The organism is Variovorax terrae (genome assembly GCF_022809125.1).
Classification (GTDB): Bacteria; Pseudomonadota; Gammaproteobacteria; order Burkholderiales; family Burkholderiaceae_C; genus Variovorax_A; species Variovorax_A terrae.
Genome location: NZ_JALGBI010000002.1, coordinates 236,272 through 262,728, shown reverse-complemented (window position 1 = coordinate 262,728; position 26,457 = coordinate 236,272). Strand labels below are relative to the sequence as shown.

Below are 26,457 nucleotides of genomic sequence, written 5' to 3'. Positions count from 1 at the left end.
CGCCGCGCTCAGAACTTCCCGTTCGCGTTCTTCCAGTCCGGACGCGGCGGGATCGCCTCGATGGTGTCCCAGTGCTCGGCGATCTTGCCGTCCTGCACCCGGAACAGGTCGTAGAACGACACATGCTTGCCGGCGAATTGGCCTTCGCTCACGGCCAGCACGAAGTTGCCTTCGCCCAGCACTTTGTGGATGCGGTCGTACTTCATCGTGAGGCCTGCCTTGGCCATCGCCTGCAGCGCGGCGCCCAGGCCCGACAGGCCGTCGCCGATCTGAGGGTTGTGCTGGATGTAGTGGTCGCCGTCGTAGTAGCCCGTGAGCTTGTCCATGCGGCCGTTGACGAGGATGTCGTCGACGAATGCGCGCACCAGGCGCTTGTTGTCCTCGGTCTTCGCGAGATCCGTCACCTCCAGCGCGCCGTCGGTCATCGTGTGGCCGCTCGGGTTCGGCTTGGCCGGCTTCTCCTGCAGGTTGTCCCAGTGCTCGACGATGCGGCCGTCCTCGAAACGGAAGATGTCAAACCCGATCTTCGGGCCGAAGAAGTTGTAGTCGGTGTGCGCAAAAACGTAGTTGCCGTCCTGGAACACGCGGGCGGTATCCACCTTGGCCGAGCCCTGGGGCAGCATCTGCATCAATGCGCCGAAGCCCGCCAGGCCGTCGGCCGCGGACAGGTTGTGCTGGATGTACTTGTCGGGATTGATCGCCGCCACGGGGGCGGGATCGCCGGTTTCGATGCTCTTGAGCAAAGCGACGACTTGCTGTTTCTGGGGGGTCATGGTGGGCCTTTGGGTTGAGTTGCCTGAGAGGGAGGGAGCCGTGCAGCCGATCACACCAATGGTGGTTGCAACGGCGCCGGCGAGCCTCAGAAAACGAGGGAGCTTCATGGTCATTCCTGGCTATTCATGGATCTGCCCGAATCAACCCGCCGGGGCCGGAAAGGTCGATTCGAGAAGGAAAATTGTCTGCCCTGGCGTGCATCAGGCCAAGGTGAAAGCCCGTCGCCCTATGGTCAAAACACGTCAACCAGGCTTCCCCGGGCCGGCGTGGCCACCTACACTGGCGCCATGAAGAAAGCGCTGTCCGGGCCCCTGAAGGACGTCCGTTTCCACAACCCGCGGCTGTCGGGAGTTGGCGTCGAGGTCATGACGTTGGGTGAGCTGCGCCAGCGCGCCGGCCATGCGCTGGGCGCGGCCGAGCGGGTGGACTTCCACCTGCTGCTGCTGGTGCAGTCCGGGCATGCGAGCCACATGGTCGATTTCGTCGAGTTCGGGCTGCGGCCCGGCACCGTGCTGCTCGTGCGCCCGGGCCAGGTGCACCAGTGGCGCATGACGTCGGCGCTGCAAGGCCACCTGATGCTGTTCAAGGCCGAGGCGCTGGTGCCGTCCATCGCGCAGCCGCAGCCGGACATGAGGCTGCTGGCGCTGGACGAATGGCCCACGGCCAGCCAGCCCAGCCGCAGCCTCTTTGCCGCGGCCGCGGCCGATGCCGGCCGCCTGGCCGGGGACATCGCGGGCTTTGCCGGCCGGGACATCGAATCAGCCATCATCCGCCATGGGCTGATGGCTTTGCTGCTGCGCCTGGCCTGCGAGCGCGTCAGGCAGGCCGGCGACCGGGCCCTGCCACGCGAGGCAGGCATGTACCGCCTGTTCGTGCGCGAGCTGGAGGCAAATTTCCACAAGCGCCTGAGCGTGCTGGACTACGCGCGCCGCCTCGGGTATTCGGAGAGCACCTTGTCGCGCGCCTGTCTGGCCGCCGCCGGCCACACGGCCAAGCAGGCGCTGGACCTGCGCATCGCGCTGGAGGCCAAGCGGCTGCTGGTGCACAGCGACGAGACCGTGGTGCAGATCGGGCACCGCCTGGGGTTCAGCGAACCCACCAACTTCGTGAAATTCTTCAAGCGGCTGGCGGGCGTGACGCCGCTCGAATTCAGGGCGGCGGCGCACCTGCGCCCGGCGCCATGACCTGGGCCTGCGCTGCCCACGTCCCAGCCGCTCAAATCACGCCCAGCCGCTTGCATCGGTACGCCATCTGGGCACGCGTCAGCCCCAGCTGGCGTGCGGCTTCGGCCACGTTGAAGCGGGCGGCGACCAGGGCCTTGCGATAGACCGCGGCATCCTTGCGGGACGGGCCGCGGGCATTGCCCGCGCCCTTGGCGGGTCTGGAGAGCCGGTCCCCGTCAGCGCCGAGCGCGGCCGCTTGCGTCAGGCGCCCGCCCGTGTCGAGTCCGAGGGCCTGCGCCTGGAGGTGCTCGCCGCCGCGAAACAGGTGATGGACATCGACCGGCTCATCGTGCGCTGCCATGATGACGCCGCGCTCCACCAGGTTCTGCAACTCGCGGATGTTTCCGGGAAAGTCGTACTGCAGCAGCGCCTGCACCGCGCGCGGCGTGAAGCCCGGCACCTCGCGCGCGTGCAGCTGCGCGTAGCGGCGCAGGAAAGCCTCCATCAGCAACGGGATGTCGTCGCGCCGCTCCCTCAGCGACGGCAGCGTGATCGGGAAGACGTTGAGGCGGAAGAACAGGTCCTGGCGGAACAGGCCGGCCGCCACCTCGTCGCGCAGGCTCACGTTGGTCGCGGCGACGACGCGCACGTCCACGGCAATCACCTTCAGGCCGCCCACGCGCTCGATCACCCGCTCCTGCAGGGCGCGCAGCAGCTTGCCCTGCGCCACCAGGCTCAGGGAAGCGATTTCGTCCAGGAACAGCGTACCCCCCTTGGCCCGCTCGAAGCGGCCGGCACGCGATTCGGTCGCGCCGGTGAAGGCGCCGCGCTCCACGCCGAACAGCTCGGATTCGATCAGCGTGTCCGGAATCGCGGCGCAGTTGACCGCCACGAAGGGCGCCGGATGGCGGGGGCTGATCCTGTGCAGGGTCTGCGCAAAGAGCTCCTTGCCCGCGCCGGAAGGCCCGGTGAAGAGCACGGTGGCCTGCGTCGGCGCGACGCGCTCAATCAGGTGGCGCGCGGCGCTGAAGCTCGAGGAGATGCCGATGAGCTCCGTGGCCGCACCTGCCGGCTGCGGCTTGTCGGCGCGCGGCCGGCTGACCTGGGAAACCACGGGAACCAGCGCGCGGCGCACGCGCTCTGCCGACGCATCGGGGGTGAAGTAGTGCTGATCGAGTTCCGGATCTTCCCACTGGTCGGCGGGGCGTCCGACGATGCGGCACACTTCGGCGCCCGAGGAGCGGCAAGCCACCTCACGGTAGATGATCAGCTTGCCCATGAAGGCGCTCGCGTAGCCGCTGGCATAACCCACCTGCATCCAGCAGGCCGACTCGGTGCCGATGCCGAAGGCGGCGATGTGCTCGTCATCCTCGCTGGAATCGTGCCACCAGTAGTCGGCGAAGAAGTCCCCGCGCGCGATGTCGAACTCGAACCGGATGGTCTCGGGCCGCACGATGCCCTCGAGCTTGTGCATGCGCGGGCCGGCGTGGAAGGCGTTCACGGGGTCGCTGTCCGGCCAGGTGCGCCGCACCAGTTCCGCGTCGCGAGCGCCAGCGGCGTAGCCCACGCGCGTCAGCAGCGAGCGCGCCGGCTCCTGGCCCATGCTGGCAATGAGCTCGCGGCGCAGCGCGCCGTAGGTGGAGGAGCGCCACAGCACCATGCGCTGGTCGTTCAGCCAGATGCGGCCATCGCCCGGCGAGAAGCTCAGGGTCTCGGCCAGGTCGCGCAGCGTGGGCGTTGCGCCCTCGTCGATCTCCTCGCTGGTCCCCGCGCCCAGGCGGTCCTGCAACTGCGCCAGCGACAGCCGGGAAATGCTTTTCTTCATGGGATGCGTTGCCACGATGGGTGATTTATTGATCAGAAATTATTCACCAACGCATCACATTTTGACCAAGGGTAATCCCGGCGCGAATGGCGCAAGTGGTTGATATCGCTGGACTTTCTTCCCGCAGGCGGCCTGGCACGGCGCTTGCGCACTACCAGCCACACCGCCATCAGCCATTACCGGATCCAAAGGAGGAGACAAACCGTGCTTCAAGGAAAAACCCTGGTCATCACCGGCGCCTCGTCGGGCATCGGCGCCGCCACCGCGGCGCTCGCGACGTCGTACGGCGCGCAGGTCATCGCCGTCGACATCAACCGCCCCGCGCAGGCCGCGGGTGAGTTCATCCAGGCCGATCTGTCCGATCGCGCCTCGATCGACCAACTGATCGGCCGACTGCCCAGCAGCATCGACGGCCTGGCCAACATCGCCGGCTTGCCACCGACCCGGCCCGCGGCGGACGTGATCAAGGTCAACCTGCTGGGCTTGAAGCACCTCACGACCCAGCTGGTTCCCAAGCTTTCCGACGGTGCGTCCATCGTGAACCTGGCCTCGCTCGCCGGCCTCGGCTGGCCCCAGTCGAAGCAGGCGATCGAGGCCAGCGAAACGCTGGCCCCGCAGGACGTGGAGGCCTTCTGCAAGCTCCACGGGATCGACGGCGCGCGCAGCTACTTCTTCTCCAAGGAAGCGCTGATCGTGTGGACCATGCAGAACCGCTGGACCTGGCGCGAGCGCGGCATCCGCATGAATGCGGTGAGCCCCGGCCCGGTGGACACGCCCATCCTCAAGGACTTCCTGCAGACCCTGGGCGCGCGCGCCGAACAGGACATGCGCACCATGGACCGGCCCGGCCAGCCCTCGGACATCGCGCCGGTGGTCTGCTTCATGCTCTCCGACCGCTCGGCCTGGATCCGCGGCACCAACATCCCCACCGACGGCGGCATGTTCGCCGACGTCCAGTTGCAGATGAACGGCTTTCACTAGACCCGTGATTTCTCTCGCCTCACTCCACCCCACAACTCAACCTGACCCGAGGAGACTCTCTTGAACAAATCGAACATACCGGCTTCGCCCGCGCAGGCCACCCCTCCCAATCGCCGCCACGTCCTGGGCTTGGCCGGTGCCACGGGCCTGGCCCTCCTGGACCCTACGCTGGCGCGCGCCCAGGGCCTCGACAACACGCTGCGCGTGGGCTTCGTCAGCCCGCGCACCGGCCCGCTGGGCAGCTTTGGCGAAGGCGACGGCCACGTGCTCGCGCTGGCGCGCAAGGCCCTGGCCTCGGGCCTGGTCATCGGCGGCAAGGCCTACAAAGTGGAAATCCTGGACCGCGACACCCAGTCGGACCCGGCCCGCGCCAGCCAGCTCGCCAAGGCGCTGATTGACAACGACAAGGTGGACCTGATGCTCACCACGTCCACGCCCGAGGTGGTGAACCCCGTGTCCGATGCCTGCGAGGCCGCGGGCGTGCCGTGCCTGGCCACCGTGATGCCCTGGGAGGCGTGGTACTTCGGCCGCGGCGCCAAGCCGGGTGCGCCCTCGCCCTTCAAGTGGAGCTTTCTCTTCTCCTTCGGTGTGGCCGATTTCGTGAAGTCCTATATCTCCCAATGGTCGGCCGTGCCCAGCAACAAGAGAGTTGCCGCCCTGCTGCCCAACGACGCCGACGGCAACGCCATCCGCAACGCCCTGTTGCCGCATCTGCAGAAAGCCGGTTTCACCGTCGTGGACGGCGGCCCCTACGAAACAGGCACCACCGACTTCTCCGCGCAGATCGCCAGGTTCAAGGCCGAGAAATGCGAAATCCTGTGCTCATTCCCGATTCCTCCGGACTTCGCGACCTTCTGGCGCCAGGCGGCGCAGCAGGGCCTGGCCAAGTCGATGAAGGTCGTGCAGATCGCCAAGACCGGCCTGTTCGCGTCGACCATCGAAGTGCTGGGCCCGCTGGGCTACAACCTGTCGGTGGCCGCCTACTGGCACAAGAACTATCCGTACGCTTCCGCGCTCACGGGCCTGACTGGCGTGCAACTGGCCGATGGCTACGAGAAGGCCTCGGGCAAGCAGTGGAACCAGCAGCTGGGCGCTTCGCTGTCGCTGCTGGACGCTGGCGTGGCAGCCCTGAAGGCGGCCGCCAACCCGAAGGACAAGGCAGGGCTGGCCAAGGCGCTGTCGACGCTGCAGACCACCACGATGATGGGCAAGGTCGACTTCACCAAGGGCCCGGTGGGCAACGTTTCCTCCGTACCCATGATCGGCGCGCAGTGGGTCAAGCCGGCAGCGGGCTCGAAATTCAAGTACGACTACGTGATCACGGAGAACGAGAGCGACCCCAGGATTCCCGTGGCCGCCAAGCTGAAGTCGTATTCGTGATCCCGCAGTCCCGCCCCCCATCGCAGGCGCTGCTTTCCGCGCGCGGCCTGTCCAAGCGGTTCGGCGCCCAGACCGTGCTCGACCAAGTGGACTTCAACCTCCGCCGCGGCGAGGCCATTGGCATCGTCGGGCCCAACGGCGCCGGTAAGACGACCTTGCTGGCGGCGCTGTCGGGGTCCTTGCCGGTCACGGCCGGGACCATCCACTATGCGGGGCGCGACATCACGGGCATGGATGCTGCACACCGCTGCCGCCTGGGCATCGCGCGCAGCCACCAGGTGCCGCGCCCATTCGGCGGCATGACCGTCTTCGAGAACGTCCTCACCGCCGCCTTGCACGGCGGCGGGTTCACCCGCACGCAGGCGCAGGAGCGCAGCATGGACGCGATCCGCCTGTGCGGCATGCTTCCCGTGGCGAACCGGCGCTCCGAATCGCTGGGCCTGCTGGACCGCAAGCGCCTGGAGCTGACGCGGTCGCTGGCCACCGACCCGGCGGTGCTGCTGCTGGACGAAATCGGCGGCGGCCTCACCGACGGCGAGGCCGCGGAGCTGGTCGGCACGATCAAGGCCCTGCGGCAGCGGCAGATCACCATCGTCTGGATCGAGCACATCGTCCACGTTCTGGTGCAGGTGGCCGAACGCCTGGTCTGCATGGACGCGGGCCGCATCATCGCTGACGGCACGCCCGAGGCCGTGCTGTCAAACCAGACCGTGATGTCCGCCTACCTGGGAGGCCACGCATGAGCCTGCTGCAAGTCACCGGACTGGTGGCGCGCCACGGCCTGCTCCAGGCCGTCAGCGACATCGACCTGTCGCTGGCCGAAGGTGAGCGGCTGGCCCTGGTCGGCGCCAATGGGGCGGGCAAGACCACCTTGCTGCGCACGTTGGCCGGCATCCACCCGGCGGCGGCGGGCCGGATCGTCTTTGAAGGCCGGGATGTCACGGCGCTGCCCGCGCACCAGCGCACCGCGCTCGGCATGGCCCTGGTGCCCGAGGGCCGCAGGCTGTTCAAGTCGATGAGCGTGGCCGACAACCTGCGTGTGGCGCTGGCCGCGCACCGCGCGGGGCCATGGAACTTCGACAGCGTGCTGGCGGCGTTTCCGCAGCTCGTGCCCAAGCTGAAGGCGCAGGCGGGATCGCTCTCGGGCGGCCAGCAGCAGGCCGTGGCGATCGGCCGCGCGCTGATGACGAACCCGCGCCTGCTGTTGCTTGACGAGGTGTCGCTGGGCCTGTCGCCGGTGGCCGTGCAGGGCGTCTACGACTCGCTGCAATCCCTGCTGGCCACCCGCACGACCCTGATCCTGGTGGAGCAGGACCTGCAGCGCACCTTCAGCATCGCCGACCGCATCGCCTGCCTGCTGGAAGGCCGCGTGGTCGCCAGCGGCCGGGCCGGTGAAATGACAAGAGAGGAAGTCATGGATCACTATTTCGGGCACCGCACCACCGCGGAGGCGGCCCGATGAGCTGGGCCAACCAGGTACTGCAGGGCGTGCTGCTGGGCGGGTACTACGCCCTGCTGGCATGTGGCCTGTCCTTCATGTTCGGCGTGATGCGCATCATCAACCTGGCCCACGGCAGCATCGCGGTGCTGGCCGCCTACGCGGTATACCTCCTGGCCGACCGGCATGGGCTGCATCCATTCCTGGGCCTGCTGCTGGTGCTGCCGGCGATGGCGGCGGCGGGGTGGGCGCTGCAGCGGCTGGTGCTGGAGCGCAGCCGCCGCGCCGGCGAGTTGGTGCCGATCCTGGCGACCTTCGGCCTGGCCGCGGTGCTGGACAACGCGATGTTCAGCGCGTTCGGGGCGGACACGCGGTCGCTGGCGCCGCACATCGACAGCCTGGCCTACGACGCGTTCGAAGTGGGAGGGTTTCTGGTCGGCCACCTGTCGCTGCTGATCTTCCTGACTGCCATGGCACTGCTGGGCGGGCTGCAGCTATTGCTGACCTACACGAGCATCGGCAGGCGCATCCGCGCCGTCGCCGACGACCCGGCCACGGCGCAACTGGTCGGCGTGAACGCAATCGCCGTCAACGGGGTGGCTGCCGCCATCTCGCTGGCCGCGGCTGCGGTCGCCGGGATGTTCCTGGCGATGCGCGCGACCGTGGACCCGTACTCGGGCGCGCCGCAGCTGCTCTTTGCCTTCGAGGCCGTGATGATCGGCGGCGCCGGCTCGCTCTGGGGCACGCTGCTGGGCGGCATCGCCCTGGGCCTGGCGCAAAGCCTGGGCGCCCAGCTGCACCCCCAGGGTTTCCTCATCGCCGGCCACGTGCTGTTCCTTGCCGTGCTGCTGGCCCGCATCTTCCTGCAGGACCCTCCCCTGCCGTTCTTTCGCCGAAAGCGTTGACATGCCGCGCACTGCCCCCTCTCAAGACGATGCGATCCGGCTCACCCCCTGGCGGGTCGAGCGCTGGACGCCCACCGCCAGGACCTCGGTCGCGCTGCTCGTGGCCGCGCAACTGGGCCTGGCCCTGGCACCGCTGGTGCTGGACGCAGGCTGGGTCGACCGGCTCACCACGCTGTTCATCTATGCCATCCTGGCCCTCATGTGGAACGCGCTGGCCGGCTATGCAGGCCAGGTCTCGGTCGGCCACCAGGCGTTCTTCGGCCTGGGCGCGTATGCGGCCGTGCGGCTGGCGAACGCAGGCATGAGCCCCTACCCCGCGCTGCTGGCGGGCGCGCTGGCGGTAGCGGCCCTGTCCATTCCCATCTCCTACCTGATGCTCAGGCTGCGCGGCGGCGAATTCGCCATCGGCATGTGGGTCCTGGCGGCGCTGGCGCATCTGCTGGTCAACCTGGATACGCTGATCCAGGGCGAGACGGGCACCTCGCTCATCGCCTTGCAGCAGTACGACCCCGGCACCAGGCGCCTGACGACCTACTGGATGGCGCTGGCGGTGATGGTGGCGCTGGGCTGGTGCGTGTTCGTGCTGCTGCGCAGCCGCACCGGCGTTGCGCTGCAGGCCATCCGCGACGACGAGGACGCGGCCGCCTCGGTGGGGGTGCGCGTGCTGCCTGCCAAGCGGCTCATCTTCGTGTTGTCCGCGTTTGGCTGCGCGGCGGCCGGCGCCTTGTGGCTGGCCACCTCGGTGACCTTCCAACCCAAAACCTATTTCAGCGTGCAATGGACGGCCTACATGCTCTTCATGGTGCTGGTAGGCGGCATCGGTACGTATGAGGGCCCGATCATCGGCGCCGCGCTGTTCTTCGCCATCGAGACTTTCTTTGGCGCCACCGGCGTGACCTACCTGATCGGCCTGGGCGTGGTGGCGGTGCTGTTCGCGCTGTTCCTGCCCAAGGGCCTGTGGGGCGAATTCGAGCAGCGCACCGGCCTGCAGCTGTTGCCCGTGGGCTATCGCCTGAACGCAGACCCCGCGCCGGCGCGCCGCAGCCAGGCGCCCACCCGTTCCACTCCGCTGGAGAACTCCCATGCCTGACTTTTCCATGCTGATCGACGGCCGGCCGGCCTCGGCCGAACGCAGCACCTCGTTCAGCGCATTGGCGAATGCGTTGGCCCCTGTCGGAGCTTTGAGATTGCCACTGCGTTCGCAATGGGCTGATCAACAAGGGATCTCTTTTTTTGCCATTTATTTAACCTGTTAACTAACTCAGGAGCCCACCATGAATGCACGCATCCTCAACCTCGCCCGCACGGTCCTGAAGGGCCTGGCGCTGGCCGCCGCGCTCAACGGTCCCCTGCACGCGCAGGATTTTCCGAACAAGCCGCTGCGCTGGCTGGTGGGCTTTCCCGCCGGCGGCGGCACCGACTTCCTGGCCCGCACGGTCGGCCACCAGCTGTCACAGCAGCTGGGCCAGCCGGTGGTGATCGACAACAAGCCGGGCGCGGCCTCCAGCATTGCGGCCGCCGAGGCGGCCAGGGCGCCGGCCGATGGCTACACACTGCTCACGGCCGACAACGCCGTGCTGATCTTCAACCCCGTGCTATACAAAAAGCTGGCTTATGACCCGGCAAGGGATTTCGCGCCCCTGGGCCTGATGGCGCGGTTCCCGCTGATCCTGGCCGTGCATCCGGGCAGCGGCATCACCAGCGTGCAGCAACTGATCGACGAAGTGAAGAAAGCACCCGGGCGCTACAGCTATGCATCGCCTGGCGTGGGCACGCCTCACCACCTGGCCATGGAGCTGATCAAGCAGCGCCTGGGCCTGTTCATCGTGCACGTGCCCTATCGCGGCGCCGCCCCCGCGGTGCAGGACGTGGCCAGCGGCCAGGTGCCGATGATGATCGTGGAAAGCGCCGGCGGCCTGCCGATGATCAAGGCCGGGCGCCTGCGCCCGCTGGCCGTGGTGTCGGCCAGGCGCATGGCCGTGCTGCCCGATGTGCCCACCTTCGCGGAGCTGGGACACAAGGACCTGGAGGTCTATGCGTGGCAAGGCGTGGTGGTGCCCAAGGCCACTCCCAAGCCGGTGGTGGACAAGCTCTCGGCCGAGCTGCAGAAGGCCGTCGCCGCGCCTGAAGTCCGGCGCAAGCTGGTCGAATTCGGCATGGAGGTCAGCCCCAGCGACGCCACGCTGATGAGCGCCTACATGTCGATGGAAACCTCGCTGTGGCACCCGCTGATCCAGCAGCGCGGCATCCGGGCCGATTGAGCAGGCCTGAGAGAAGCCTGCCCGCGTGACGCCATAACCAGGGCTTGATCAGCGTTGCCCCTAGAGCAGGCGCGCCTTGACGCTCTTGCCCTTCACCCGGCCGGCGTTGAGGCGCTTCTCGACCTCGCGCGCGATCTCGCGCTCCACCGCGACATAGGTCGAGAACTCGTTGACGTTGATCTTGCCGACCTGCTCCTTGCGAAACCCCATCTCCCCGGTAAGCGCGCCCAGCACATCGCCGGCCCGGATCTTTTCCTTGCGGCCGCCGATGATCTGCAGCGTGGCCATGGGCGGGCGCAGCGGATCCTTGCCGGCGGGCACCAGTTCATCAACGGGGTGCCATTCCGATTCTCGCCCCTGCAGCAGCTCGATCTTGCCCACGCTGCCCATCTCGTCCAGGCTGGCCAGGCTCAGCGCCAGGCCTTCCTCGCCCGCGCGGCCGGTGCGCCCGATGCGGTGGATGTGCACCTCGGGGTCGGGCGTGATGTCGACGTTGATCACGGCCTCGAGCTGGGCGATGTCCAGCCCGCGCGCCGCCACGTCGGTGGCCACCAGCACCGAGCAGCTGCGGTTGGCGAACTGCACCAGCACCTGGTCGCGCTCGCGCTGCTCCAGCTCGCCGTACAGCGCCAGCGCGCTGAAGCCCTGGGCCTGCAGCACGCCCACCAGATCGCGGCACTGGGCCTTGGTGTTGCAGAAGGCCAGCGTGCTCGCGGGGCGGAAATGATTGAGCAGCAGGCTCACCGCATGCAGGCGTTCGCTCTCCTTGACCTCGTACCAGCGCTGGCGAATCTTTGTGCCCTCGTGCTGCGCCTCGACCTTGAGGGTCTGCGGTGCGCGCATGAACTGCGCGGCCAGCCGGGCGATGCCTTCGGGATAGGTGGCCGAGAACAGCAGCGTCTGCCGCTCCTTCGGGCACTGGTGCGCCACGGTGGCGATGTCGTCGAAGAAGCCCATGTCGAGCATGCGGTCGGCCTCGTCGAGCACCAGGGTGTTGAGCGCCTCGATGTTGAGCGAGCCGCGCTCCAGGTGGTCCATGATGCGGCCCGGCGTGCCGACCACGATGTGGGCGCCGTTTTCGAGGCTCGCCATCTGGTTGCGCAGCGGCACGCCGCCGCACAGCGTGACGACCTTGATGTTCTCCTCGGCCCGCGCCAGGCGCCGGATTTCGGTGGTCACCTGATCGGCCAGCTCGCGCGTGGGGCACAGCACCATGGCCTGCACCGCAAAGCGGCGCGGGTTCAGGTTGGCCAACAGCGCCAGCGCGAAGGCCGCGGTCTTGCCGCTGCCGGTCTTGGCCTGGGCGATCAGGTCCTTGCCCAGCAGCGCCACAGGCAGGCTGGCAGCCTGGATCGGCGTCATCTCCAGATAGCCCAGTTGCTGCAGGTTGGCCAACATGGCGGGAGACAGCGGCAGGCTGCGGAAATCGGTGGAAGAAGCGGTCATGCGCCGATTATCGGTACATGGCCTTCAGCCCCTGCCCGAGGCACGGGCATTCATAATGAGGCGGAGTCGGCTCCCTGCTTGAAAAGGTGTTTCCTTGGCCCGGTTGGATCCCCGCAACAAGTCCCGGTACTGGCATGCGCCCGGCCTGCCGGGGATGGACATGCTTCATGCGGATTTCACGACGCATGACTACGCGCCCCATGTCCACGACTCCTTCGTCGTCGCGGCCACGGAAATCGGCGGCTCGGAGTTCAAAAGCCGCGGCCGCACCGATATCGCCCATCAGCAGGCGCTGCTGGTCTTCAATCCCGCCGAACCTCATTCGGGCCGGATGGGCGGCAGCGAGCGCTGGCGCTACCGGTCCTTCTACCTGGCCGAGCCGGGCATCCAGGCGGTTCTGGCCGCGCTGGGGATCGACCGGCCCCGCTATTTCACCTCGAACGTCGTGCGCGACCCGGAGCTCGTCGCCCGCTTCCTGGAGCTTCACCGCGCCCTGGACGGCGAGCCCGATCCCTTGTTGCACCGGGAACTGTTCGTGCGCAGCTTCGGCGCCTTGTTCCAAAGGCATGGGCAGGCGCAGCAGCGTGTTCCTGGAGCGCCATCGGCGGACCTGCGCGTGCTCGCGCCCGTGCTGGAGCTGATGCGCGATGGCCATGCGGAGCGCCTGACGCTGGAGCAGATGGCCGCGGCCGCGGACCTGACGCCCTTCCAGCTGATCGGCGTGTTCAATCGCTCGATCGGCTTGACCCCGCACACCTACCTGACCCAGTTGCGCCTGCGGGCAGCGCTGCGCCGGCTGCAACGGGGCCAGTCCGTCGTCGAGGCCGCCCTGGCCTCCGGTTTTTACGATCAGAGCGCCTTGAACAAGCACTTCAAGCGCACATTCGGCATGACGCCGCTGCAGTACGTGCAGGCGGGCGCGGGCTGAAAAAGCCGCCTCCCTCAATTTTGACCAATAGCATCTAGCGCCGTCCTGCCATGCTGGCGCCAACCAGTAAGGCAAGCCATGACGCAACTCTTCTGCCAGGACCATCCTGGCACCTTGACACTCGACGCCCAGGTGCTGCGGGCACGGCCGGGTGCCGTCCTGCTGTCCCGGCATCCCTTCTATCCCGGCGGCGGCGGCCAGCTCCCGGACCGGGGCCTCATCCGCTGGCAGGGCGGCGAGGCGGCGGTCACCGGCTTCTCCGAAGAAGGCGGCGCTGTCTGGGCCCAGCTGGCCGGCGGCATCGAGGTCACGGGCGAAGTCCGGGCGGAGGTCGACCCGGTCTTCCGCCAGCTCATGCGCGAGCTCCATACGGACCTGCACATCCTGAACGCACTGGTGTTCAGGGATTTCGACGGCGCCCTGGTGACTGGCGTGCAGATGAACGAGGACGGCACGGCGCGCATCGACTTCGACCTGCCCGACGCCGACAACGACCGCCTGCGGGCCCTGGAGCCGGAGCTGAACGACGTGGTCAGGCAGGACCTGGCCGTCCATGTCAGCCATGTGCCCCTGGCCGCGGCCCATGGCGAGCAAGGCCTGCTGCGCTCACGCTCGGTGGCTCCGCCCCCCTCGTCGGAAGGCCTGATCCGCATCGTCGAGATCGCCGGGCTGGACCGGCAGGCCTGCGGCGGCACGCATCTGGATTCGACGGGCGCCTCGCGGCCGATCCGCATCCTCAAGATCGAGAACAAGGGCCGCTCCAACCGCCGCGTGCGCATCGGACTGCAGGGCCTGTAGATGCGCCGGCTGCTGCTCGCCCTGTGGGCCCATCCCGTCTGGCTGCTGTGGCTGCCGCCGGCCTTCTGGGCCGGCAACCTGGTGCTGGGCCGCGCGCTCGGCCCCGTCTTTCCACCGGTGTCGCTGGCGGTCGGCCGCTGGGTCGTGGCGCTCGCGGCGCTGTCGCCCTTCGTCTGGCGCCAGGCCTGGCGGGAGCGCGCACTGCTGGCGCGCCACTGGCGGCTCATCACGGCCTGCGGCGCCTTCGGCATCGCCGGCTACAACGCGCTGGGCTACCTGGCCCTGCAGACCGTGCCGGCCGCGAGCGTGGCCTTCCTCAACTCGACGCTGCCGCTCATGGTCCCGCTCGCCGCGCTGGTGCTCGGCGTGGAGCGCATCACCGGCAAGGCGCTGCTCGGCATCGCCATCTCCTTCGTGGGCGTGGCCTGGATCGTGGCGCGCGGCGACTTGGCCAGCCTCGCGGCCCTGCGCTTCGACGGCGGCGAGCTGCTGGTGCTGCTGGCCGTCGCCAACTACGCCGTGTACTCCGTGCTGCTGCGGTGCAAGCCCGCGGCAATCAGCCCCCTGGTGTTCCTGGCTGCCACCATGGCCGCGGGATTGGCCGTGCTGATGCCCTTCTGGGTGTTCGAGCTGGCGCGCGGCGCGCAGATCCCGACCGACCCGACCTCGCTCGGCGCCGTGCTCTACATCGGGATCTTCGCCTCGCTGTTCGCCTTCATTCTGTGGAACCGCTGCGTCGCGATGCTCGGCGCGACGGTGACCGGCGTGTCCTTCCATCTGGTCGCGCTGTTCACGGCGCTGCTGGCCTTCCTCCTGCTGCAAGAACCCGTGCGCGCCTTCCATCTCGCGGGCATCGCGCTCATCCTGCTGGGTTTCTTCGTCACCACGCTGCGGCCCGCGCGGCGCCCGCAACCCGGTTGAACGCCCGGCCATGGACACGACCGCACTGCTTCGCGTCCTGGTCGCCTTCGACACGACCTCGCACCGCTCCAACCTGGACCTGATCCGCTGGGTCGCCGACTACCTCGAAAGCCATGGCGCCCGCGTGCGACTGAGCCACAGCGACGACGGCGCCAAGGCCAACCTGCTGGCGACCCTCGGCCCCGAGGTGGCGGGCGGCATCGTGCTGTCCGGGCACACCGACGTGGTTCCGGTCGAGGGCCAGGACTGGCACTCCGACCCCTTCACGCTGGTCGAGCGCGATGGCCGCTTGCATGGCCGGGGCGCGGCCGACATGAAAGGCTTCATCGCGGCCTGCCTGGCAGCGGTTCCGTCCTGGCGCGGCCTGGACTTGCAGCGCCCCATCCAGCTCGCGCTCTCCTACGATGAGGAGGTGGGCTGCTTCGGCGTTCCGCGCCTGATCGCCGACATGCTGTCCCATGCTCCGCGGCCGGCGCTCGCCATCATTGGCGAGCCGACCGGGATGCGCGTCGGCCTGGCCCACCGCGGCTTCTACGGCCACCGGGTCACCTTCCGGGGCCGCCCGGCGCATTCGGGTGATCCGAGCCTGGGCGCCAGCGCGATCGAGCCGGCCGCCCTGCTCATCACGCAGTTGGCGAGCCTGGGGCGCAGGCTGCCGCGGCAAGGTCATGGCACCACCTTCAATATCGGCCGCATCAACGGCGGCACGGCGCTCAACATCGTCCCCGGATGCTGCGAGGTGCTGTGGGAGTTCCGGCCGACCGACGAGGCCAGCACCGCGGCGGTGAGGAGCGAGGTGGAACGGATGCTGGCCGCGACGCCTGCGGACGTCGCAGTCGAGCAGGCCCTGCTCGCCGGCGTGCCGGCGCTCGGCGCGGACAGCGCCAGCCCGGCCGTGAACGTGGCCAGAGCCCTGGGCGCACTGTGGCCACCGCATGAGATTGCCTTCGGCACCGAGGCGGGGTTCTTCCAGCAGGCCGGCATTCCCTCGCTGGTCTGCGGGCCGGGCACCATTGCCCAGGCGCATCAGCCCGACGAATGGATCGCCGCCAGCGAACTACACGCCGCCGACCGCTTTCTGGCCCGCGTCGGCGCCTGGGCCACGGGCATCGAAGTCCCTGGATGATTTTTCAAGGCCTCAGGCATTCCCTTCGATCGGGTTGCCGTAGAGGGGCCGCGCACCGAACTCGGTGCTGATCGCATAAGCCACGCCGCAGGCCAGCATCACCGGCACGGTGAGCTGGAACTGGCCGGTCATCTCCAGCACCATCACGATCGCCATCAGCGGCGCGTGCGTCACCGCCGCCAGCACCGCCGCCATGCCGACCACCGCGAGCAGGCGCGGGTCGCCCACCAGACTGGCCGGCAGCCACAGCGCTGCCACCTGGGCCAGCGTGCTGCCGGCCGCCGCGCCGACGAACAGCGAGGGTGTGAACACCCCGCCGATGGCGCCGCTGCCCGAACTCAGCGCGGTGGAAGCCACCTTGGCCAGCAGGATGACAGCCAGCCCCTGCCACAGCAGTTCGCCCTGCAGCACGCGCGAGACCACACTGTAGCCATTGCCCCAGACCTCCGGCACCGCCACCGACAACAAGCCCACCAGCAAGCCGCCCAGCCCGAGGCGCAGCGGCAGCGGACGCAGGTGCGCAAACAGCCCACGGCTGCCTTCGAGCAGTCCCAGCAGCAGCCAGCCCACGGCGCCGAAGAACACGCCAGCCAGCAGGGCCACGCCCAGGCTGGTCGGCACCATCGCCACGGAGGGCATCGCATACAGCGGGGCCGGCTCCACCAGCCAGTAGATGAGCGCGCCCGCGGTGGCCGAGGCGATCAGCACCGGCGCCACGGTGCGCCGCGCGAAGAAGCCCAGCGCCAGTTCGAGCACGAACACCACGCCGGCCACCGGCGCGTGGTAGGCCGAGCCGATGCCCGCCGCGATGCCGCAGACCATCAGGGTGTTGCGCTGCTCCACGGTGAAGGGCAGCCAGCGCGCCAGCCACGAGGCGAGCCAGGCCGCGAGCTGCACCATCGGGCCCTCGCGGCCGATCGAGGCCCCGGTGCCGACCGAGAACAGGGCCGAGACGGTGCGCGCCAGCGTGGTGCGGTCGTTGAGTTCGGCCTGGCCGGCGCGGGCCGCATCGATGTAGTCCAGGTGCTGCGCGCCGCGCGGGCCGCGGCGGGCCCACCAGGCGCCTGCCGCCAGCGCCAGGCCGGCCAGCACGCCGCCGGCCACCCCCACCAGCGCGCGGTGCCAGGGCGGCAGGGCGCGCGCCGCGGCCACCAGGCTGCCCGACTGGCCCGTGGCCAGCCACTCGACCTGCTGCGCCAGCCAGCGAAAGCCGACGGTGGCGGCAGCGGCCAGGGCGCCGACCACGGCCGCCCAGAACCACAGCCGCAGCGTCTGCCCGGCCGGCGCCGGCCCGCGCGGGCCCGGTTCGGGGGCCACGGAGCCAGGGGGGTTGTCGGCGCTGTCCGGCGGGCACATCGAAGGCAGTTTATCCCCGGGGGCCTTTGCCGGCGGGCCCGCACGCTGCGCTGCGCGATCCCGTACGATACCGGCACACCGCCATTCACCGAATGGCGTCTGCCCTCCCCGCCACAGCCAAGGAAGCGCCCGACCCCATGCCCACCCATGACTTCGACCTGTTCGTGATCGGCGGCGGCAGCGGCGGCGTGCGCGCCGCGCGCATGGCCGCGCAGCGCGGCGCCCGGGTCGCGCTGGCCGAGGCCGGCGCGCTGGGCGGCACCTGCGTCAACGTGGGCTGCATCCCGAAAAAGCTCTACAGCTATGCCGCGCACTACGCCGAGGCGTTCGAGGAAGCCGCGGGATTCGGCTGGGAGGTCGGCCACCCGCAGTTCGACTGGAGCCGGCTCAAGGCCAATCGCGCCACCGAGATCACGCGGCTCAACGGCGTCTACCAGCAGTTGCTGCTGGGCGCGGGCGTGCGGCTGATCCGCGGCCGGGCCCGGCTGGTCGACGGCCACACGGTGGAAGTCGATGGCCAGCACCACACGGCCCGCCACATCCTGGTGGCCACGGGCGGCCAGCCGAGCGTGCCGCCGTTCGAGGGCCGCGAGCAGGTGATCACCTCCGACGACATGTTCGACCTCGAGCCGTTCCCGAAACGCCTGCTGGTGGTGGGCGGCGGCTACATCGCCTGCGAGTTCGCCTCGATCTTCAACGGGCTGGGCGCCCAGGTGACGCAGCTGTACCGCGGCGACCAGGTGCTGCGCGGCTTCGACGACGACGTGCGCCACTTCATCGCCGCCGAGATGCGCAAGGCCGGCGTGGACCTGCGGCTGAACGCCGGCGTGGCCGCCATCACCCGCACGGCACAGGGCCTGTCCGTGCGCCTCGCCGAGGGCGACACGTTCACGGTGGACGCCGCGCTCTATGCCACCGGCCGCGTGCCCAACACGGCCGGCCTGGGGCTGGAGGACGCGGGCGTGGCGCTCGACGAGCGCGGCGCCATCGTCGTCGACGCGCACTACCAGAGCTCGGTGCCGTCCATCCACGCGCTGGGCGACGTGATCGACCGCGTGCAGCTCACGCCCGTCGCCCTGGGCGAGGCCATGGCGCTGGTGGACCGCCTGTTCGGCCCGGGCACGCGCACCATGGGCTACGACTTCATCCCCACGGCCGTGTTCACCCATCCCAACATCGGCACCGTGGGCTACACCGAGGCCGAGGCGCGCAGGAAGTTCGGCCGCGTCGCGGTCTACCGCACCGACTTCAAGCCGCTCAAGCACACCCTGAGCGGCAGCAGCGAGCGCACACTGATGAAGCTGCTGGTGGACGAGGCGAGCGACCGCGTGGTCGGCCTGCACATGGTCGGCCCCGACGCGGGCGAAGTCGTGCAGGGCTTCGCGGTGGCGCTGAAGGCCGGCGCCACCAAGGCGCTGTTCGACAGCACCATCGGCATCCACCCCACGGCGGCGGAAGAATTCGTGACGATGCGCGAGCCGGTGCCGTTCAAGGCCGCTTGACGGCGCGGCCGAGGGGCAGGACCGGCCCGCCGGCCGCCGCATCGGCGAGGCGGGAGCCTGGTCCTGCGGGGCCGCCCCATGCAGGCCACCACGGCAAACAACCCTTTTGCCCGCCCGGTACACAATAGCTGCATATGCCCTACCTGCCCCCCTTCATCGCCCCGACCCGCTACACCGACGCCGCTGCCGCGCTGGCCCAGGTGCAGGCCATCTACGAGAGCAGCCTGGCGCACCTGCGCGAGGCCATGCAGCGCTTCGTGGCCGGCGACAGCCTGCCCGGCCACGTGCGGGCCTGCTATCCCTTCGTGCGGGTGCACACCGACACCGTGGCGCGCCACGGCTCGCCCGAGAACGCGCGCCTGAGCTATGGCTTCGTGGCGGGGCCCGGCCGCTTTGAAACCACGCTCACGCGGCCCGACCTGTACGGCGACTATTACCTCGAGCAGTTCAGCCTGCTGCTGCAGAACCACCATGTCGAGCTCGAGGTGGGCACCAGCACACAGCCCATCCCCGTCCACTTCTCGTTTGCCGAGCACGACCACATCGAGGGCTCGCTGAGCGCAGAGCGCCGCCTGCTGATGCGCGACGCGTTCGACCTGCCCGACCTGGCCGCGATGGACGACGGCATCGCCAACGGCACCTGGGAGCCGCGCCCCGGCGAGCCCCAGCCGCTGGCCCTGTTCACCGCGCCGCGCGTGGACTATTCGCTGCACCGCCTGCGCCACTACACCGGCACCGCGCCCGAGTGGTTCCAGAATTTCGTGCTGTTCACCAACTACCAGTTCTACATCGACGAGTTCGTGCGCCTGGGCCGCGAAGCCATGGCCGACCCGGCCAGCGAGTACGTGGCCTTCGTCGAGCCCGGCAACGTGGTGACGCGCCGCGCCGGCCTGCCGGCCCAGCCCGGCGATGCGCTGGGCGTGGCGCCGCCGCGGCTGCCGCAGATGCCGGCCTACCACCTGATGCGGGCCGACCGCAGCGGCATCACCATGGTGAACATCGGCGTCGGCCCGGCCAATGCCAAGAACATCACCGACCACATCGCGGTGCTGCGTCCGCACGCCTGGATCATGCTGGGCCACTGCGCCGGCCTGCGCAACAGCCAGCAGCTGGGCGACTACGTGCTGGCCCACGCCTATGTGCGCGAAGACCATGTGCTCGACGAGGAGCTGCCGTTGTGGGTGCCGATTCCCGCGCTGGCCGAGATCCAGGTGGCGCTGGAGCAGGCGGTGGAAGACGTGACGCAGATGCGCGGCGCCGACCTCAAGCGCATCATGCGCACCGGCACCGTGGCCAGCACCGACAACCGCAACTGGGAGCTGCTGCCGCACAACGAGCCGCAGCGCCGCTTCAGCCAGAGCCGCGCCGTGGCGCTGGACATGGAGAGCGCAACAATAGCGGCCAACGGCTTCCGCTTCCGCGTGCCCTACGGCACGCTGCTGTGCGTCTCCGACAAGCCGCTGCACGGCGAGATCAAGCTGCCCGGCATGGCCAACCACTTCTACCGCGAGCGCGTGGACCAGCACCTGCGCATCGGCATGCGCGCCATCGAGATCCTGCGCTGCGAGGGCGTGGACCGGCTGCACAGCCGCAAGCTGCGCAGCTTTGCCGAGGTCGCGTTCCAGTAGCCATCACCCGGTCGCTATCTATTTGATAGCAAACTTTGACCGCAGGACCTGGACCTCCGGCTGTTTTTATTCAAATTTCGGGGTTTTTTGCCGGTGGGAGGCCAGTACGGCCTCCACCGTCTGCCCCAGCGCCAGCAGCCGGCCGTCGTCGCCCAGCCGGGCGGCCAGTTCGAGGCCGATGGCCAGGCCCTCCTCGCTGCGCCCCGCCGGCAGCACCAGCGCGGGCGCGCCGAGGGCCGCCGCAAAGCGCGCATTCCGGGCCAGCGCCAGGCCGAGCGCGACGGACTGCCCGTGCAGTTCGATCACGTCGTCCGGCCGGCCGCGCGCCTGCGCTTCCAGCGGCGCGGCCACCGGCACGCAGGGATAGGCGATGGCATCGAGGCAGTGCGTGTCCAGCAGATGCTGGTAGCGGCGGCGCAGGCGCGGCAGATGCTCGCGCAGGATCGGCGCCTCGGCCTGCGCGCTGGCCGGGCTGTCCAGGTAGAGCGCGCGCACGTCCTCGCTGCGGATGGCGCCGATGAACTCCCGCAGGTCCACGCCGGGCAGGCGCTGCGCGAGAAAGGCCCGCAGGTCGCGCAGCCGGCCCGCGCGGCCGAGCTCGATCTGCCAGTGCACGGCCTCCTCGGCCAGCTCGCCCAGGTCCAGCTCGATGCAGGCGATGCCCGCGTCCTGCAGCCGCCCCAGCGCCATGCGGCAGAGCTGGTCCACCGGCGCCTGCAGCCGGTCCCAGAAGTAGCTACGCGGCACGCCGAGCCGCAGGCCCTCGGGCGCTGGCGGCATCGATGGCGAACGGGCGGTGATGGCGCCATGCAACAAGACCAGATCGGCCACGCTGCGTGCCATCGGGCCGGCGGTGTCGAGCGCGGCCACCAGGGGCACGATGCCCTGGGCGCTGTAGGCCCGCTCGCCCGCCGTGGTCGGGCGCAGGGCCGCGATGCCGCAGAACGAGGCCGGCGTGCGCAGCGAGCCCGAGGTGTCCGTGCCCAGCCCCAGCGGCGCGAGCCCGGCAGCAATGGCAGCGGCCGTGCCGCCGCTGGAGCCCCCCGCGATGCGCCCCGGCGACACCGGGTTGCCGACGCGGCCGAACACCGGATTGTTCGAGGTTCCGCCGGCGGCCAGCTCGTGCATGTTGGCCTTGCCCAGCAGGATCGCGCCCTGGCCTGCCAGCGCCTGCCACACCGGCGCGGCCGTGTCCGGCAGGCAGGACCGCAGCCAGGCATTGCCCGCCGAGGTGGGAAAGCCTGGCGTGTCGATGTTGTCCTTGACCACGACGGGCAGGCCCGCGAGGCTGCCAACCGGCTCGCCCGCAGCGCGTGCGCGATCGGCGTCGCGGGCCTGCCGCAGGACGGCCTCGGGCTCCAGCCAGGCCAGTGCATTCAGCGTGCCGAAGGCCGCGCAGCGCGCCAGCAGCGCTTCGCCATAAACCTGCGCACTGAACTGGCCGGCCTGCAGCGCCGCCCGCACCGCCTGCGCGGTCAACGCCGCCAGGGGGCCGTGCTCAGGCACGGTCCAGGCTGGCCTCTTGCGCGGCGGCGGGCGGCGTGCCGCCCGCGCCTTCGGCGGCCTCGCGCTGCGCGCAGTCCAGCAGCCAGGTCCGCAAGGCCACCACTTTCTCCAGCCGGGCCTTCTGGACCGTGCTCACCACGAAGTACGAAGAAAGGATCGGCTTGGCCCAGCCGCTGAAGGGCGCCACCAGGCGGCCGCTGCGCAGGTGGTCGCGCACCAGCATGCTGCGGCCGAGCACGAGGCCGCGCCCGGCGACCGCGGCGCGCAGGATGAGCAAGGGGTCGCTGAAGCACGGGCCGCTGGTGACGTCGGTGTGCTCGAAGCCGGCTTCTTCCAGCCACAGCTCCCACGACATCCAGGGCTCGTGCACCATGCGCACCGAGGAGTTCAGCAGGGTGAAGCGCTTGAGGTCGTCGCGCGTGTAGCTGCCGGCCGGCTGGTCGAGGATGTCCGGGCTGCAGACCGGAAAGACCTGCTCGTTGGAGAGCAGGTCGGCCTTCAGGTCGCGGCCGAAGTCGGCGCGGCTGAAGCGGATGGCGAGGTCCACGTCGGAGTCGGCCAGGTCCACCATCTTGTAGTCGGTCCGCACCATCACGTCGATGTCGGGCCGCTGGGTGCGGAACTCTTCCAGCCGGGGCATCAGCCACTCCTGCGTGAACGAGGGCAAGGCGCTGATGATGAGGGTTTCGACGCTCCTGGGCTGGGGCCGCGGCAGCAGCGCCATGGCGGACTCGAAGCTCTCGAAGCCCGCGACGATGCCGGGGCGGATGGTCTGCCCGAGCGGCGTGAGCACCAGCCCGCTCGATACGCGCTCGAACAGCAGGCCGCCGACGAACTCCTCCAGCATCTTGACCTGGTGGCTGACGGCCGTCTGCGTCACGCACAGCTCCTGTGCCGCGCGCGCAAAACTGCCCAGCCGGGCAGAGACTTCAAAAACTTTCAGCGCCTTCAGCGGCGGCAGGCGTTTGCGTTTGTGCATCGTGTCGTTCATCACAGGCGAGTCGGGCCAGCGCCTTCGTGGGGCATGTTACGCCCCGCGATGAAGCGCCGGAATGGCGAAAACCCCATCTCCCGGGTTCTAGCGATTTCCGGGCCAGCCCCGCGCCCGCAGGGGCCCCAACTTTCTTGAAGTGCCGCCCCAACAATTTTTCATTAGGCAGAGCGCGCCCGCGCTTGAACAATCAGGACATCCGAAGCCTCTTCGTCTCCACACTCATTCACACCAAAGGACACCCCATGAGCATCCACATGATCAACCCGGCCTCCATGGGCGGCGAGCCGGCCTCCTACAGCAACGGCATGCTCGCCGAGGGCGCGCAGAAGACGGTGTACACCGCCGGCCAGATCGGCATCGATGCCAACGGCGTGGCCTCGGCCGACGTGGCCACCCAGTGCCGCCAGGCCTGGGCCAACATCGAGGCCATCCTCGCCGAGTCGGGCATGGGCATCACGAACATCGTGAAGACCACCATCTTCCTGGTCAATCCGGCCGACTACGCCACCTTCGTGGAAGTGCGCAAGGGCGTGCTCAAGGGCCACAAGCCGGCCTCCACGCTGGTCTATGTGTCCGGGCTGGTCAAGCCCGAATGGAAGGTGGAGATCGAAGCCATTGCGGTGAAGTAAGGCGGGCGAGCACAGGATTCGCGATGGACTACGAACTGGCCACCCATTCCCAGCCCGAGCCGCGGCTGGATCTCAGCGAACGGCCCACGCGCCTGCTGCACGTGATGCTGCGCGTGTTCAACCTGCAGCGCTCGCTCGAGTTCTACATCGGCGCGCTGGGCATGCAGATGCTGCGCCGCCAGGACTACCCGAGCGGGCGCTTCACGCTGGTCTTCCTCGGCTACGGCGACGAGGACAGCGACACGGTGCTGGAGCTCACGCACAACTGGGATCAGCAGGAGCCCTACGCCCAGGGCGCGGCCTACGGCCACATCGCGCTGGCAGTGAACGACATCTATGCGACCTGCGGCGAGCTGGCCGAGGCCGGCGTGAAGATTTCCCGCTCGCCGGGGCCCATGAAGCACAGCCCGACCCTGATCGCCTTCATCGAAGACCCCGACGGCTACAAGATCGAGCTGATCGGCAGAAAGTAGAAAGACCATGGAACCGACCGCCGCCCCCGCACGCCCCACGCCCCCGCGCACCCTGCCCATTCCGGCCGAAGGCCAGGATGGCCTGTTCCGCCAGTCGTGGTACCCCTTGTGCCTGTCGTCCGAAGTGGCCCGGGGGCAGGTCCTGGGCTGCCCCTTTCTGGACGGCAAGGTGGTTGCGTTCCGCGGCGATGACGGCGCGGTCCACGTCACCAGCGCCTACTGCCCGCACCTGGGCGCGGACCTGTCGGTGGGCCAGGTCGTGGGCAACCATGTGCAATGCGCCTTCCACCACTGGGAATACAACGGCGACGGCGTGTGCGTTAAGACCGGCATCGGCGACCCGCCGCCGCGCTCGGCCTGCCTGTTCGTTTTTCCATCGCAGGAGCGCTGGGGCATCGTGTGGGTGTTCAACGGCGAGACGCCGCTGTTCGAGCTGCCCGACATGGGCTACCCCGAAGACCAGCTCCTGGTCTGGAGCTACAAGCTGCCGCGGCCGTTTCACAGCGACCCCTGGGTGTTCGCGGCCAACACGCCCGACATGCAGCACCTCAAGGCCGTGCACAAGGTGAAGTTCGAGCATGGCGACCCGCACGACGAGATCCGCTGGGACGAGTGGGGCCTTCAATACAACATCAAGGCCCGGCACCAGGGCGGCGTGCCCATCGACTGGAACCTGGGCCTGCGCGGCACCGGCTGCTTCTGGCGCACCGGCAGCTATGGCGACTGGTGGTGCGCCGCCGTCACCGGCTTCGCCCTGCCCGCGCCCGGCCTGCACCACGTGTACGGCGCGGCCATGGTGCTCAAGGGCGAGCAGGCCGAGGAACGCCTGGCCATCATGCGCGGCATCACCGAGCGCACCATCGGCGAGGACGAGAAGATCCTCGACAGCATCCACTACCGCCAGGGTACCTTCACCGCGGCCGACCGCACGCTCGCCAAGTACCTGACCATCGTGCGCAACTTCCCGCGGGCCCATCCATCGGCCCCCTTCATCCGCTGAACCGCCATGACGATCACCTGCCACCTGCTCGATGCCGACGGCCAGGCGCTGCGCGAGGTGCCGGCGCAGGCCGGGCGCTCGCTGATGCGCTCGCTCAAGGACGCAGGCCTGGACATCGAGGCCTCCTGCGAAGGCAGCCTGGCCTGCGGCACCTGCCTCGTGCATCTGGACGAGACCTGGTTTGCCCGCCTTCCCGCCCCCGCGCCCGACGAAGCCGCCCTGCTTGACTGGCTGGATGGGCGGCGGCCGACGTCGCGCCTGGCCTGCCAGATTCGCGTGGAGCAGGCGATGGACGGCCTGCGGCTGGCCATCGCCGCCTGAAGCACCGCCTCCCTTTCCAAGTACCAACCCCTATTGCTGGAGTGTTCACGATGAAAGTCCTCAAGATCCTGGGCGCAGTCGCCACCGCTGCGCTGCTGCAATGGCCTCTGGCCGCCGCCGCGCAGACCACCGTGGCCTTCGCAGGCTTCGGCGGCCCCCTGCAGGAGGCCATGGTCAACCAGATGTTTGCCGACGCGGGCAAGCTCAACATCCGCATCAAGGAAGACCGCAACGGCTTCTGGAGCGGCGTGAAGGCCCACCTGATGGCCAAGGCGCCGGGCTGGGACCTCACTGAAATCGGCTTCGCGCGCTGTGAGCAGGCGGCCCAGGCCAACCTGATCCAGGACATCGACTACGGCGTGGTCGACAAGTCGAAGGTGCCGGCCGCGCTGGCCCAGCCCAAGTACGTGGGCGTGTACACCTTCAGCTACGGCCTGACCTACCAGACCAAGAAGTACGGCGCCAACGGCCCCAAGAGCTGGGCCGACTTCTTCGACGTGCAGAGATTCCCCGGCCGCCGCACCCTGATCGGCGACGGCCTGTATGCGCTGGAGATCGCGCTGATCGCCGACGGCGTGCCCCCGGCCGACGTGTACAAGGTGCTGCGCACGCCGGCCGGCGTGGACCGCGCCTTCGCCAAGCTCGAGAAGATCAAGCCGCACGTGGCGGTCTGGTACAAGTCCAGCGGCCAGGCCATGCAGCTGATGCGCGACGGCGAGGTGGACATGGGCCTGATCTCCAATGCCCGCGCGATGTCGGTGGTCAAGGACGGCACGCCGCTCACCTTCGTCTGGGACAAGGCCTTCATCGACACCGAATGCCTGATGGTGCCGCACAACGCGCAGAACCCCAAGGCCGTGATGCAGCTGATCAACTCCGCGCTCGAACCGAAGAACCAGGCCGCCTTCGCCGTGGCCAGCATCTACGGCCCGACCAACCTGAAGGCCTTCGAGGGCGGCCTGATTCCCGCGGCCGCGATGGAGTGGCTGCCCAGCGCGCCGCAGAACCTGCCCCGGCAGGTGTGGGCCGACCAGCGCTGGTATGCCTCGCCCGAGGCCGAAGCTGCCTATCAGCGCTTCGCCAAGTTCCTGCAGTGATGGTG

General features: G+C 69.1%; 26 protein-coding genes. 20 read left to right on the top strand and 6 right to left on the bottom strand.

What is annotated here, in order from left to right; translation table 11 throughout:
- Positions 1-8: 8 nt before the first annotated feature.
- The gene (locus tag MMF98_RS16610) at positions 9-773 is read right to left on the bottom strand and encodes a nuclear transport factor 2 family protein (RefSeq protein WP_243307794.1); all 765 of its coding nucleotides are present in this window, start codon (positions 771-773) and stop codon (positions 9-11) included.
- A gap of 288 nt (positions 774-1,061) precedes the next feature.
- On the opposite strand from MMF98_RS16610, the gene MMF98_RS16605 reads away from it, so the two are divergent.
- The gene (locus MMF98_RS16605) at positions 1,062-1,958 is read left to right on the top strand and encodes a helix-turn-helix transcriptional regulator (RefSeq protein ID WP_243307793.1); all 897 of its coding nucleotides are present in this window, start codon (positions 1,062-1,064) and stop codon (positions 1,956-1,958) included.
- Positions 1,959-1,989: 31 nt separating this feature from the next.
- Here MMF98_RS16605 and MMF98_RS16600 read toward each other — a convergent pair whose 3' ends face one another.
- Positions 1,990-3,762, bottom strand: a complete 1,773-nt coding sequence (locus tag MMF98_RS16600) for a sigma-54-dependent Fis family transcriptional regulator (protein ID WP_243307792.1) — start codon at positions 3,760-3,762, stop codon at positions 1,990-1,992.
- 204 nt (positions 3,763-3,966) lie between these two features.
- Here MMF98_RS16600 and MMF98_RS16595 point away from each other — a divergent pair, with 204 nt between their 5' ends.
- From MMF98_RS16595 to MMF98_RS16560, 8 genes are read left to right on the top strand one after another with little or no spacing between them, the layout of a single operon-like run.
- Positions 3,967-4,743: a coniferyl-alcohol dehydrogenase gene (locus MMF98_RS16595; RefSeq protein ID WP_243307791.1), complete on the top strand. Its 777-nt coding sequence runs from the start codon at positions 3,967-3,969 to the stop codon at positions 4,741-4,743.
- Between the two features lie 60 nt (positions 4,744-4,803).
- Entirely contained in the window at positions 4,804-6,123 is a 1,320-nt protein-coding gene (locus MMF98_RS16590) for an ABC transporter substrate-binding protein (protein WP_243307790.1), read from the top strand.
- Complete coding sequence (locus tag MMF98_RS16585) at positions 6,120-6,866, top strand: ABC transporter ATP-binding protein (protein WP_243307789.1); 747 nt, start codon at positions 6,120-6,122, stop codon at positions 6,864-6,866. Before MMF98_RS16590 ends, MMF98_RS16585 begins: the two co-directional genes overlap by 4 nt.
- Complete coding sequence (locus MMF98_RS16580) at positions 6,863-7,585, top strand: ABC transporter ATP-binding protein (RefSeq protein ID WP_243307788.1); 723 nt, start codon at positions 6,863-6,865, stop codon at positions 7,583-7,585. Before MMF98_RS16585 ends, MMF98_RS16580 begins: the two co-directional genes overlap by 4 nt.
- Positions 7,582-8,466: a branched-chain amino acid ABC transporter permease gene (locus MMF98_RS16575; RefSeq protein WP_243307787.1), complete on the top strand. Its 885-nt coding sequence runs from the start codon at positions 7,582-7,584 to the stop codon at positions 8,464-8,466. The genes MMF98_RS16580 and MMF98_RS16575 overlap by 4 nt, the downstream gene beginning before the upstream one ends.
- A gap of 1 nt (position 8,467) precedes the next feature.
- Positions 8,468-9,556, top strand: coding sequence for a branched-chain amino acid ABC transporter permease (locus MMF98_RS16570; RefSeq protein WP_243307786.1), 1,089 nt, complete (start codon positions 8,468-8,470; stop codon positions 9,554-9,556).
- Positions 9,549-9,722, top strand: coding sequence for a hypothetical protein (locus MMF98_RS16565; RefSeq protein ID WP_243307785.1), 174 nt, complete (start codon positions 9,549-9,551; stop codon positions 9,720-9,722). The genes MMF98_RS16570 and MMF98_RS16565 overlap by 8 nt, the downstream gene beginning before the upstream one ends.
- A gap of 18 nt (positions 9,723-9,740) precedes the next feature.
- On the top strand, positions 9,741-10,727 hold the full coding sequence (locus MMF98_RS16560; RefSeq protein ID WP_243307784.1) for a Bug family tripartite tricarboxylate transporter substrate binding protein: 987 nt from the start codon (positions 9,741-9,743) through the stop codon (positions 10,725-10,727).
- Between the two features lie 60 nt (positions 10,728-10,787).
- On the opposite strand, the gene dbpA is transcribed toward MMF98_RS16560, so the two are convergent.
- A complete protein-coding gene (gene dbpA / locus MMF98_RS16555) occupies positions 10,788-12,173 on the bottom strand; it encodes an ATP-dependent RNA helicase DbpA (RefSeq protein ID WP_243307783.1) in 1,386 nt (461 codons plus the stop codon).
- A 94-nt stretch (positions 12,174-12,267) separates the two neighbouring features.
- Here dbpA and MMF98_RS16550 point away from each other — a divergent pair, with 94 nt between their 5' ends.
- The 4 genes from MMF98_RS16550 to argE all read left to right on the top strand — a co-directional run bounded on the left by MMF98_RS16550 (position 12,268) and on the right by argE (position 15,946).
- Complete coding sequence (locus tag MMF98_RS16550) at positions 12,268-13,101, top strand: AraC family transcriptional regulator (protein WP_243307782.1); 834 nt, start codon at positions 12,268-12,270, stop codon at positions 13,099-13,101.
- A gap of 78 nt (positions 13,102-13,179) precedes the next feature.
- Positions 13,180-13,899: an alanyl-tRNA editing protein gene (locus MMF98_RS16545; protein ID WP_243307780.1), complete on the top strand. Its 720-nt coding sequence runs from the start codon at positions 13,180-13,182 to the stop codon at positions 13,897-13,899.
- The gene (locus MMF98_RS16540) at positions 13,900-14,820 is read left to right on the top strand and encodes a DMT family transporter (protein WP_243307779.1); all 921 of its coding nucleotides are present in this window, start codon (positions 13,900-13,902) and stop codon (positions 14,818-14,820) included.
- A 10-nt stretch (positions 14,821-14,830) separates the two neighbouring features.
- Positions 14,831-15,946 (top strand): acetylornithine deacetylase, encoded by a 1,116-nt coding sequence (gene argE / locus MMF98_RS16535; protein WP_243307778.1) that lies wholly within the window; start codon positions 14,831-14,833, stop codon positions 15,944-15,946.
- A 12-nt stretch (positions 15,947-15,958) separates the two neighbouring features.
- Here the strand turns inward: argE and MMF98_RS16530 are convergent, their stop codons facing one another.
- A complete protein-coding gene (locus tag MMF98_RS16530) occupies positions 15,959-17,263 on the bottom strand; it encodes a chloride channel protein (protein ID WP_243307777.1) in 1,305 nt (434 codons plus the stop codon).
- Between the two features lie 176 nt (positions 17,264-17,439).
- Between MMF98_RS16530 and gor the strand changes: the two genes are divergently transcribed.
- Together gor and MMF98_RS16520 are read left to right on the top strand one after the other, a co-directional pair.
- The gene (gene gor / locus MMF98_RS16525; protein WP_243308652.1) at positions 17,440-18,804 is read left to right on the top strand and encodes a glutathione-disulfide reductase; all 1,365 of its coding nucleotides are present in this window, start codon (positions 17,440-17,442) and stop codon (positions 18,802-18,804) included.
- A gap of 134 nt (positions 18,805-18,938) precedes the next feature.
- Positions 18,939-20,432, top strand: coding sequence for an AMP nucleosidase (locus MMF98_RS16520; RefSeq protein ID WP_243307776.1), 1,494 nt, complete (start codon positions 18,939-18,941; stop codon positions 20,430-20,432).
- 66 nt (positions 20,433-20,498) lie between these two features.
- Here the strand turns inward: MMF98_RS16520 and MMF98_RS16515 are convergent, their stop codons facing one another.
- Both MMF98_RS16515 and MMF98_RS16510 read right to left on the bottom strand, forming a co-directional pair.
- Positions 20,499-21,938, bottom strand: coding sequence for an amidase family protein (locus tag MMF98_RS16515; RefSeq protein ID WP_243307775.1), 1,440 nt, complete (start codon positions 21,936-21,938; stop codon positions 20,499-20,501).
- Complete coding sequence (locus MMF98_RS16510; RefSeq protein WP_243307774.1) at positions 21,931-22,917, bottom strand: LysR substrate-binding domain-containing protein; 987 nt, start codon at positions 22,915-22,917, stop codon at positions 21,931-21,933. The genes MMF98_RS16515 and MMF98_RS16510 overlap by 8 nt, the downstream gene beginning before the upstream one ends.
- A 257-nt stretch (positions 22,918-23,174) precedes the next feature.
- Between MMF98_RS16510 and MMF98_RS16505 the strand changes: the two genes are divergently transcribed.
- Genes MMF98_RS16505 through MMF98_RS16485 form a run of 5 tightly spaced genes read left to right on the top strand, consistent with a single transcriptional unit; the run spans position 23,175 to position 26,452 of the window.
- Positions 23,175-23,561, top strand: a complete 387-nt coding sequence (locus MMF98_RS16505) for a RidA family protein (protein WP_243307773.1) — start codon at positions 23,175-23,177, stop codon at positions 23,559-23,561.
- A gap of 23 nt (positions 23,562-23,584) precedes the next feature.
- Positions 23,585-24,034, top strand: coding sequence for a lactoylglutathione lyase (gene gloA / locus MMF98_RS16500; protein ID WP_279343711.1), 450 nt, complete (start codon positions 23,585-23,587; stop codon positions 24,032-24,034).
- Between the two features lie 7 nt (positions 24,035-24,041).
- A complete protein-coding gene (locus MMF98_RS16495) occupies positions 24,042-25,034 on the top strand; it encodes a Rieske 2Fe-2S domain-containing protein (protein WP_243307772.1) in 993 nt (330 codons plus the stop codon).
- A 6-nt stretch (positions 25,035-25,040) separates the two neighbouring features.
- Positions 25,041-25,355 (top strand): 2Fe-2S iron-sulfur cluster-binding protein, encoded by a 315-nt coding sequence (locus MMF98_RS16490; RefSeq protein WP_243307771.1) that lies wholly within the window; start codon positions 25,041-25,043, stop codon positions 25,353-25,355.
- A 50-nt stretch (positions 25,356-25,405) separates the two neighbouring features.
- Positions 25,406-26,452, top strand: coding sequence for an ABC transporter substrate-binding protein (locus MMF98_RS16485; protein WP_243307770.1), 1,047 nt, complete (start codon positions 25,406-25,408; stop codon positions 26,450-26,452).
- Positions 26,453-26,457 lie beyond the last annotated feature (5 nt).

Excerpts from the sequence above, each read along its gene's own strand:
- MMF98_RS16610 (WP_243307794.1), bottom strand. The coding sequence starts at position 773 with ATGACCCCCCAGAAACAGCAAGTCGTCGCTTTGCTCAAGAGCATCGAA.
- MMF98_RS16605 (WP_243307793.1), top strand. The coding sequence starts at position 1,062 with ATGAAGAAAGCGCTGTCCGGGCCCCTGAAGGACGTCCGTTTCCACAAC.
- MMF98_RS16600 (WP_243307792.1), bottom strand. The coding sequence starts at position 3,762 with ATGAAGAAAAGCATTTCCCGGCTGTCGCTGGCGCAGTTGCAGGACCGC.
- MMF98_RS16580 (WP_243307788.1), top strand. The coding sequence starts at position 6,863 with ATGAGCCTGCTGCAAGTCACCGGACTGGTGGCGCGCCACGGCCTGCTC.
- MMF98_RS16575 (WP_243307787.1), top strand. The coding sequence starts at position 7,582 with ATGAGCTGGGCCAACCAGGTACTGCAGGGCGTGCTGCTGGGCGGGTAC.
- MMF98_RS16570 (WP_243307786.1), top strand. The coding sequence starts at position 8,468 with ATGCCGCGCACTGCCCCCTCTCAAGACGATGCGATCCGGCTCACCCCC.
- MMF98_RS16565 (WP_243307785.1), top strand. The coding sequence starts at position 9,549 with ATGCCTGACTTTTCCATGCTGATCGACGGCCGGCCGGCCTCGGCCGAA.
- MMF98_RS16560 (WP_243307784.1), top strand. The coding sequence starts at position 9,741 with ATGAATGCACGCATCCTCAACCTCGCCCGCACGGTCCTGAAGGGCCTG.
- dbpA (WP_243307783.1), bottom strand. The coding sequence starts at position 12,173 with ATGACCGCTTCTTCCACCGATTTCCGCAGCCTGCCGCTGTCTCCCGCC.
- MMF98_RS16545 (WP_243307780.1), top strand. The coding sequence starts at position 13,180 with ATGACGCAACTCTTCTGCCAGGACCATCCTGGCACCTTGACACTCGAC.
- MMF98_RS16540 (WP_243307779.1), top strand. The coding sequence starts at position 13,900 with ATGCGCCGGCTGCTGCTCGCCCTGTGGGCCCATCCCGTCTGGCTGCTG.
- argE (WP_243307778.1), top strand. The coding sequence starts at position 14,831 with ATGGACACGACCGCACTGCTTCGCGTCCTGGTCGCCTTCGACACGACC.
- gor (WP_243308652.1), top strand. The coding sequence starts at position 17,440 with ATGCCCACCCATGACTTCGACCTGTTCGTGATCGGCGGCGGCAGCGGC.
- MMF98_RS16520 (WP_243307776.1), top strand. The coding sequence starts at position 18,939 with ATGCCCTACCTGCCCCCCTTCATCGCCCCGACCCGCTACACCGACGCC.
- MMF98_RS16510 (WP_243307774.1), bottom strand. The coding sequence starts at position 22,917 with ATGCACAAACGCAAACGCCTGCCGCCGCTGAAGGCGCTGAAAGTTTTT.
- MMF98_RS16505 (WP_243307773.1), top strand. The coding sequence starts at position 23,175 with ATGAGCATCCACATGATCAACCCGGCCTCCATGGGCGGCGAGCCGGCC.
- gloA (WP_279343711.1), top strand. The coding sequence starts at position 23,585 with ATGGACTACGAACTGGCCACCCATTCCCAGCCCGAGCCGCGGCTGGAT.
- MMF98_RS16495 (WP_243307772.1), top strand. The coding sequence starts at position 24,042 with ATGGAACCGACCGCCGCCCCCGCACGCCCCACGCCCCCGCGCACCCTG.
- MMF98_RS16490 (WP_243307771.1), top strand. The coding sequence starts at position 25,041 with ATGACGATCACCTGCCACCTGCTCGATGCCGACGGCCAGGCGCTGCGC.
- MMF98_RS16485 (WP_243307770.1), top strand. The coding sequence starts at position 25,406 with ATGAAAGTCCTCAAGATCCTGGGCGCAGTCGCCACCGCTGCGCTGCTG.